Genomic DNA, 9078 nt, shown 5'->3' on the forward strand with positions numbered 1-9078 from the left:
ATTACCTCCATACAAAATATAAAGCTACTAACGTGGTCACCATTCCTAGAAACCAAACTGTTTTAAAATACCATTTTCTAGTCTTGTGATGAAAAGTGAGTCCTGCCAACCAGGCCCCAAAACCACCACAAAAAAATGCAAATGATAATAAATATTTTTCTGGGATTCGCCAATCACCTCTTTTGGCTTTAGATTTATCAATGCCATATATCAAGAAAATGATGAGATTCCAAATCAGGAGGGCAAAAGTAATTCCTTCGTTTAGTTTCATAGTCTTGCGATAATGGCTTCTGTCATTTCCTTAGTCGAAGCCTGTCCTCCTATATCTCTTGTTAAAATTCCAGCAGCTAAAGTTTCTTCTACAACATGTTCGATACGCTGCGCATCCTCATAACGTCCAAAGCTATCTCGCAACATCATAGCGACTGATAAAATCATGGAAATAGGATTGGCAATGCCTTGTCCAGCAATATCAGGTGCTGAACCGTGAATCGGTTCATAAAGACTCGGACCATCTTCAGAGTGGCTGGCTGATGGCATAACCCCGAGTGTACCAGATAGAACGCTTGATTCATCAGATAAGATATCTCCGAAAAGATTCTCTGTCACGATAACATCAAACTTAGCTGGATTTGTAATCATGAGCATGGCAGCTGAGTCGACCAACTGGTGTTCCAAAGTTACATCTGGAAAATCTTTTGCGACTTCATCAGCAACTCTCCGCCATAGTTTTGATGTTGCCAAAACATTTTGCTTATCGATACTGGTAACAACTTTTCTCCGACTTCTTGCAATTTCAAATGCCTTACGAATAATTCGTTCTACTTCCTCATAACTATAATCGTTGATATCACGCGCTTTTTTTTCTTCAAGAATATGATCACCAAAGTAAATTCCTCCTGTCAACTCACGTACTACTACAAAGTCAACACCAGTTATTCGTTCTGGCTTCAGAGGTGACAAATGCTTGAGACTCTCAAAGATTTTAACCGGACGAATATTGGCATAGAGATTAAGTTCCTTTCGAAGGGCCAGAAGCCCTTGTTCGGGTCGAACTGGAGCATCATCATACTGAGGACTACCGATTGCAGCGAGTAGAATAGCATCCGCTTCTCTAGAAGCCTTGAGCGTTTCGTCTGGCAAGGGATGTCCTGCAGCATCAATACCAGCCCCTCCAAAAGGTCGTCTGTCTATCTCGTAGTCAAAGCCTGTTTTTTCAGATATAGATGCTAGAACTTCTAAACCAGCTTCCATGATTTCTGGGCCGATACCATCACCTGCTAGGGCCACTATTTTCTTTGTCATAGCTTTCTCCTTTATACGGTAGGCATGTCGCGATAGGAAACTGTTGTTCCCATCTCACCAGTATTCTCTTTTTGAACAAAGGTATTGGCATTAATGTAGGCAATAGCCGAAGCCTTCAACACATCGAAATCAAGTCCAGCTGCGTTAAAGATAGTCTCTGTATCTCTGTTTTCAACAGTTACCAATACACGTGCCTGGGCATCAATCCCATCAGTTACCGCATCAATCGTATAGGATACCAAGCGAACAGATTGATTAAAGAATTTATCAATAGCGTTGAAAATAGCTTCAACAGAACCTTGACCTGTCGCATTAAATTCAACTTTCTCACCATCAAAATTAGCTAATCTAACTGTCGCTTCAATATCATTTTCAGAATGGGTTTGAAGTTGCAAGTCATCAAAGTGGAAGCCTTCTGGATTTTCAACCATGGTACCAGCTACCAGAGCTCGAATATCAGCATCTGTGATTTCTTGCTTTTTATCTGCCAAGGCCTTGAACTTAGCAAAGAGTGGCTTGATATCTTCGTCTGTAAAGTCTAGGGCTAGCTCTCTCAGTTTTTCAACAAAGGCATGGCGACCAGACAATTTACCAAGCGGAAGACTATTGCTCTTGGCACCAACCAATTCAGGTGTAATGATTTCATAAGTGAGAGGATTTTTAAGAACACCGTCTTGGTGAATACCTGATTCGTGAGAGAAGGCATTTCCTCCAACAACCGCCTTGTTTTTTGGAACTGGAATTCCTGAGAAGCGAGAGACCATTTCGGACGTATTAATTGTTTCATTTAGGACGATACTTGTCTCTGCTTGGTAATAATCTTGGCGAATATTGAGGGCCACCGCTATTTCTTCTAAAGCAGCATTCCCAGCTCGTTCTCCAATACCGTTAATGGTTCCTTCAACACGCCCCGCACCATTCTTAACAGCAGCAAGGCTATTTGCAACTGCCATTCCAAGGTCATCGTGACAGTGAGGTGAATAGATAATCTGACGGTCGGTTTTAACATTATCAATCAGATACTTGAAGATATTCCCATATTCCTCTGGTGTGGTAAAACCAACCGTGTCAGGAATATTGATATAGGTTGCACCTGCGTCTACCGCTGTTTGAACGACTTGTAAGAGGAAATCCAGCTCAGTTCTAGTCGCATCTTCAGGAGAGAATTCTACCACTTCAAATTTACTACATGCATAGGAAACATGCTCTTTAATAGCTTCCAATATTTCCTCTTTGCTTTTATTCAACTTAAATTCACGATGAATAGGACTAGTAGCGATAAAAACATGGATTTGTGGATACTTAGCTTCCTTCAGTGCTTCATAACAAGCGTCAATGTCTGATTTAACAGAGCGAGCTAAACCAGTCACCGCTGTTTTCTTCAAGACTTTTGCGATTTCCTGAACTGCAGTAAATGAGTCTGGACTAGCTGCTGGAAAACCAGCTTCAATTGCCGAAATTCCCCATTTTTCCAGTTGTCTTGCAATGGCAATCTTTTCCTTGATCGAAAAATTAACACCTGGTGTCTGCTCACCATCTCGAAGGCTAGTATCTAGAAATTCAACTGTTCTCATAAGATTTCCCCTTTTCTAAATTCGGTTTTAAAAAAACATCTCGCTCGGAGTTCCAAGCGAGATGTTGATTTACTCCCGCTTGGTAAGCCAAACAGGACTAATGCTTTTGCACTAGTCCGAGTACCTCAACAACAAAGCAAATTGATTAAACTTAGCTGTTTTCATGTTTGACTTTCTCCTTCGTTTGATATCTTGTTTAGTATTTTAGCATAGGAAAAAACACATGTCAAGAAAAAATCCAATATTTTCTGAAAATTTCTTCAGTAAAGAATATTTTGCTAATTGAAAGTATTTGAAAAATCAAGTAAATCTAATTACTTTTTCAAGGTCAAGTTCCAACTTTTTTCGATCAATTCTAGCAGCTCTTCATCTGATAAACTGTCATCAAGTGGCACACTTATCCAATAGCGCTTGTTCATATGAAAGGCTGGATAAATCCCTTTTTTTACCAACAAATCAGATACTTGATCATGTTTGAGATTGACTGCTTCCACTAGTCCTTCTCTGCCCTTTTCAAGCTTATCCCAAGAGATTTTCATCAAAACAGCATACCACTTTTGATTGCCCTCATGGCGCAAAACAGCTGTATCAGGGGATTTCTCCCATAGATATTCCAATTGATTTCCATACTTTTCTTGAACGAGTGCCATGATTCTCTTGGTCTGAGGACAGAGAAATCCCTGCACGTCAAAACAGGCCTTTCGAATGTCATAAAGAACTTCTAAACAAGCCTCTCGAACAGTTCCAACAAACGTACCTCTCATACTGGTCATATGAACTTGAGGATAAAGATCGCCAGTTTCTTGGTCATAAACTTGAAAACTTAAGTCTCCATCCTCAACTGTAACCATCATGAGAAAATCTCCGTGCAAGATAGTCGAACTATGGTTCCATACGCCTTGATTTTCTACAAATCCATACTCTTTAGCCTTTTTACTATTAAACTGATAAGCTTTAAAAATTTCAAACATAAGCGAAAACTACTACCAAAAGCTAGCAGTTCCTTTCTATTTATTAAAAGACGACCTTAGTTCCATGTAATTGTGTCACACCCAGTTGGTCAATAAAGGTTTGACGGTTATCCATGTCAATCCCTCCACCAGGTAAAATTTCAATTTTTCCTGCAGCGTGTTCTAGAATTCTATGATAATGAGCAAATCGTTTCTCTAACGAATCTCCAGATACACCAGCTCTCGTCAAGATACGTGTCACTCCAGCTTGACTAAGCCAATCAATAGCTTCAAGTTGATCTTGGTCACTTAAGTCATCAAAAGCCATATGGAAGACAATCTCCATATCTTTAGATGCAGCGATCAACTTTTCAAGGTTGGCCATATCCAATTTCTTATCTGCTGTTAAAGCACCGAAGACGACCCCTTGGCTACCTGCCTGAGCAGTTAGACGAATATCCTCGAGCATAATAGAAATCTCGAGGTCATTGTAAACAAAGTCGCCACCACGTGGACGAATCATAGTCATAATAGTCGTATCGTAGTTAGTTGCCAGCTCAACAGCTGCCTTAGTTACTCCATAACTTGGTGTCGTTCCACCAACAGCTAAATTATCACAGAGCTCAATACGGCGAGCTCCAGCCTGCATAGCCTTTTCAAGCAAGGTTACATTTTCAGCACAAAATTCGTAAATCATTTGATACTCCTTGACGATTTATTTGATATTATTATATCATATTGTTTTAAGTAACCCCTACTTTTTATCAAGGAAAATCATTACTTTTTTAGCTATTCTTTATCTGGAATCACCTTAAAGAGATAATAGGTTATAAATATTGTTAAACATCCTAAAGCAATTTTTACTGGCAAAAGCGGAGCGAAATAAATGGAAATTCCCATTAAGATATAAATCGATACAATAATTTTTTTCTTACGTTCACGCGCAATAGACTTGGTCTCACGAAAGTCCGCCACGTAAGTCTGATAAAGTTTGGTATGATAAAGCCAATCTTCAAAACGCTTGGAACTTCTGGAAAAACAAGCAATAGACAACAAAAGAAAAGGAGTCGTGGGCAACAAGGGCAAGACAACTCCAACAATAGCCAGAGCTAATGACAGAAATCCAATAATCAGATAGATAATACGCATAACTTCTCCTAGTTAATACTCTTCGAAAATCTCTTCAAACCACGTCAGCGTCGCCTTACCGTATATATGTTACTGACTTCGTCAGTTCTATCTACAACCTCAAAGCAGTGCTTTGAGCAGCCTGCGGCTAGCTTCCTAGTTTGCTCTTTGATTTTCATTGAGTATAAAATAATCTTCTTCTAGTTTCGCATACAATGATGAATTTTGTCAAGCACTAATCAAAAGAGCCTGAAATTTACTTTCAGGACTCATTTTTTTATTTGATTTTTTCTTCTTCGTAATCACCATTGCTACAAACGATCTGCTTACCGCCACCACGGACTTTTTTCTCCATGAGGAAGTTGCCACATTTTGGACAATCTCGTCCAACAGGCTTGTCCCAAGAAGTGAACTCACACTCTGGATAGCGATTGCAACCATAAAAGATACGATTACGCTTAGTTTTTCGTTCAATAATCTTACCTTGATGACAGCTTGGACACTCAACACCAATCTCTTTCACGATAGCTTGTGTATGACGGCAATCTGGGAAATTGCTACAAGCATAGAACTTACCAAAACGACCAAGTTTAATGACCATCGGACTGCCACACTCTTCACAATCAAATCCTGCTGGCTCATCCTTGATTTGGATTTTTTCCATTTCCTCTTCGGCTTTGGCAACCTCTTTAGAGAAGGGTTTGTAAAATTCATCAATGACTCGTTGCCACTGCTCTTTTCCAACTTCGACATCATCCAGTTTACCTTCCATTTCAGCTGTAAAGGTTACATTGACGATATCTGGGAAGTATTCAACAATCAGTTTATTGACAATTTCTCCCAATTCTGTCGGTTCAAAACGCTTGGCTGCCAAACGCACATAATAACGCTTTTGAATGGTTTCAATAGTGGGTGCATAAGTTGATGGACGTCCAACACCATTTTCTTCCAAGGTCTTAATCAGTGTTGCTTCCGAATATCGAGCTGGTGGTTGAGTGAAGTGCTGCTCAGGTTTACTATTGACCTGCTTGACGACATCACCAACTGCCATATCCGGCAACATCTTATTCTTATCTGAATCATTGTAAATAGCCAAGTAACCATCAAATTTAACCTGACTACCATTCGCTGCAAATTGAACTCCATTTTGAGAGAGCTTCACAGCCATGGTATCAAAGATAGCACCCGTCATCTGACTCGCTACAAAGCGATTCCAGATAAGGGTATAAAGCTTAAGTTGGTCTTTATCCAAATACTTAGCAATTTTTTCTGGCGTGTTAAAGACACTTGATGGGCGGATAGCCTCATGGGCATCCTGTGCACCAGTCGCATTCTTTACCTTGCTGCCATGCTTAGAATACTTACTGCCAAAACGTTCGTTAATGTAGTTTGCAGCTTCATTTTGAGCAACTGGACTGATACGAGTCGAGTCTGTACGCATATAGGTGATCAAACCTTGGACGCCCGTACCAATATTAATCCCTTCATAGAGTTGCTGGGCAACCATCATGGTCTTTCGAGTACGGAAATTAATTTTATTAGCTGCATCCATCTGCATAGTTGAGGTAGTATAAGGGAGTGGAGCGTTTCGTTTGCGTTCTTTTTTATCCACCTGATCCACTCTAAAGTCTTTGCTGGTCAGGTGAGACAAGACTTCTTTGACCTCTTCATTGGTAGCCAATTTCATCTTCTTGCCATTCATTCCATAGAAGGATGCTTGGAATTGCTTAGTGCCCTTTTTGAAGACTCCATCAATAGTCCAATATTCTTCTGGTTGAAAAGCATTGATCTCATTTTCACGGTCAATGATTAACTTGAGCGCAACAGACTGAACACGGCCAGCTGACAAGCCCTTCTTGACCTTTTTCCATAAAATTGGTGAAATAGAATAACCTACCAAGCGGTCCAAGACACGACGGGCTTGTTGGGCATCCACCAAATCCATATCAATCTTACGAGGTTCTTTAAAGGCATTTTTTACCGCATCCTTGGTAATCTCGTTGAAAACAACACGGTTAGCATCATTTTCATCTAGATTAAGAATATGAGCTAAATGCCAAGAAATTGCTTCTCCTTCGCGGTCCGGGTCACTTGCGAGAAAGACTTTATTGGCTTTTTTCGCTTCTTTTTTCAAGTCATTGATCAGAGGACCTTTCCCACGAATATTGATATATTGGGGTTCATAATTATTTTCTACATCGACTGACATACTGGATTTTTTCAAATCACGAATATGACCAACACTGGCTAAAACCTTATAATTTCTACCCAGGTATTTTTCAATCGTTTTAGCCTTTGCAGGCGACTCCACGATTACTAGATTTTTTTTAACTGTTGATTTTTTTTTCTTTGTTGCCGTAGCCACAGTATCACACCTTTTCAAAGTAATAAACTTTATAAAGTGTAAACCATTTTTAAAAACCTGTCAAGACTTAACTCCTATATATAGAAGAAAAGTTTAAACAATAAAGCCTTACTAGTTCTTAAAATTCAAATTCTGCTAGCACATCCTGACCACTTGAAACAAGTTTTGCACCTTCTTGAACCAAGTGATGACAACCATCTGAACGACCATCTAAAATGCTACCTGGAATAGCAAAGACATCTCTTCCTTCTTCCATAGCTCGCTCACAGGTAATCAAACTACCCGATCTCATCTTTGCCTCAGCAACGATAACACCCATACATAGGCCAGCAATAATTCGATTTCTTGCTGGAAAGTGATATTTCAAGGGTTCTTCACCCGATCCATATTCACTCAGTAGCAAATGATATTCACCGATGTAGTCCTGCAGTCGTTTATTAGAACGTGGATAGTAAACATCCAAGCCAGTCCCAATGACTGCAATGGTTTTTCCACCACCTTGAAGAATTGACATATGCGCTGCAGTATCAATCCCTCTAGCAAGCCCACTCACAATCACCAGCTCATTCTCCAGTTCTTCAATAACCTTACGGACCGATTTTGTTCCTGTTTGACTACAAGAGCGACTGCCTACAACCGCAATCTTAGGCAATTTTAAGAGATTTAAATCGCCCTTATAAAATAACAATACTGGAGCATCATAGATTTCACTGAGAGCAAAGGGATAGACATCGTCTAGGATGGAAAAAGAGGGAAATTTTTCAAAGTCACTTCTTAATCTCTCCATACTTTCGAAGGTGAGTTTATGATAACGTTCCATAAAAACCACTGGGTTTCGACACTCTGATGCTTCTGCTATCGTTTCTAGGGTTAATTCTTGATCATAGATTTCTCCATATTGAAGTACCTTTAAAACCTGTTGATTACTCAGACCTGCTTGTTTCAACTTATAAATCTCAAAATTATCAATCTTAATTTTCATGATAGACTCCTTGTTTTTCTCTCTATCTATTTATTCGTAGAAAAAGAAAAAAACTTCCCAACAATTTTACTTGTTTAGGAAGTTTTTTTATATTAGTTATCTTAGTAATCAGGACGAAGGACTCCAGTGACAGTTGCCTTAGTTGCTTCGTAATCCCCATCAATAACAACCTTGATAATGCGTTTAGCATCCTCTTCAGGCGCAGGAACCAAAGGTAGACGAGTTGGCCCAGCTTCGAATCCCATATAGTTGAGTACCGCCTTAACAGGTGCTGGACTTGGGTAAGAGAAGAGAGCATTGACTTTAGGAATAAATTTACGTTGAATAGCTGCCGCTTTCTTCATATCACTTTCTTCGATTGCAGTAAACATTTCATGCATCTCATCTCCATTTGTATGGGAAGCAACAGAGATAACTCCGTCTGCACCAAGGTTCATAGCATGGAAGGCATCTCCATCTTCACCAGTATAAACCAAAAATTCTTCTGGTTTATGCTCAATCAAGTAAGCCATATTGGCAAGACTGGTACATTCCTTAACACCAATGATATTTGGATGTTCCGCCAAACGAAGTAAGGTATCTGGAGTCATTTCTACAACTACACGACCTGGAATGTTATAGATGATAATGGGTAAATCAGAAGCATCTGCAATAGCTTTAAAGTGTTGATACATACCTTCTTGGGATGGTTTGTTATAGTAAGGAACAATCGCAAGACCAGCCGCAAAACCGCCAAACTCTGCTACCTCTTTGACGAACTCAATAGAGTCACGT

The 9078-nt window shown here is 39.7% G+C and carries 9 protein-coding genes; all 9 read right to left on the bottom strand.

Going from position 1 to position 9078, the window contains the following annotated elements:
• Position 1 precedes the first annotated feature (1 nt).
• On the bottom strand, positions 2–271 hold the full coding sequence (locus tag HMPREF1116_RS0102500) for a DUF1294 domain-containing protein (protein WP_000772900.1): 270 nt from the start codon (positions 269–271) through the stop codon (positions 2–4).
• Positions 268–1305 (bottom strand): 3-isopropylmalate dehydrogenase, encoded by a 1038-nt coding sequence (leuB, locus tag HMPREF1116_RS11070; protein WP_000162517.1) that lies wholly within the window; start codon positions 1303–1305, stop codon positions 268–270. Before leuB ends, HMPREF1116_RS0102500 begins: the two co-directional genes overlap by 4 nt.
• 11 nt (positions 1306–1316) lie before the next feature.
• A complete protein-coding gene (locus HMPREF1116_RS11075) occupies positions 1317–2879 on the bottom strand; it encodes a 2-isopropylmalate synthase (RefSeq protein ID WP_001261090.1) in 1563 nt (520 codons plus the stop codon).
• Positions 2880–3193: 314 nt separating this feature from the next.
• Complete coding sequence (locus HMPREF1116_RS11080) at positions 3194–3850, bottom strand: MmcQ/YjbR family DNA-binding protein (protein WP_000461554.1); 657 nt, start codon at positions 3848–3850, stop codon at positions 3194–3196.
• Positions 3851–3893: 43 nt separating this feature from the next.
• The gene (locus tag HMPREF1116_RS11085; RefSeq protein ID WP_000638817.1) at positions 3894–4526 is read right to left on the bottom strand and encodes a copper homeostasis protein CutC; all 633 of its coding nucleotides are present in this window, start codon (positions 4524–4526) and stop codon (positions 3894–3896) included.
• A gap of 92 nt (positions 4527–4618) precedes the next feature.
• Positions 4619–4978 (bottom strand): YbaN family protein, encoded by a 360-nt coding sequence (locus HMPREF1116_RS11090; RefSeq protein ID WP_001220354.1) that lies wholly within the window; start codon positions 4976–4978, stop codon positions 4619–4621.
• A 256-nt stretch (positions 4979–5234) separates the two neighbouring features.
• Positions 5235–7322 (bottom strand): type I DNA topoisomerase, encoded by a 2088-nt coding sequence (gene topA, locus HMPREF1116_RS11100; RefSeq protein ID WP_000179677.1) that lies wholly within the window; start codon positions 7320–7322, stop codon positions 5235–5237.
• 118 nt (positions 7323–7440) lie between these two features.
• Positions 7441–8298, bottom strand: coding sequence for a DNA-processing protein DprA (dprA, locus tag HMPREF1116_RS11105; RefSeq protein ID WP_025171313.1), 858 nt, complete (start codon positions 8296–8298; stop codon positions 7441–7443).
• A 107-nt stretch (positions 8299–8405) separates the two neighbouring features.
• Positions 8406–9078 (bottom strand): 4-hydroxy-tetrahydrodipicolinate synthase family protein (locus HMPREF1116_RS11110; protein WP_000304975.1); only part of this gene is annotated, 673 nt, incomplete at its 5' end.

The organism is Streptococcus sp. SK140 (assembly GCF_000259525.1).
Classification (GTDB): domain Bacteria; phylum Bacillota; class Bacilli; order Lactobacillales; family Streptococcaceae; genus Streptococcus.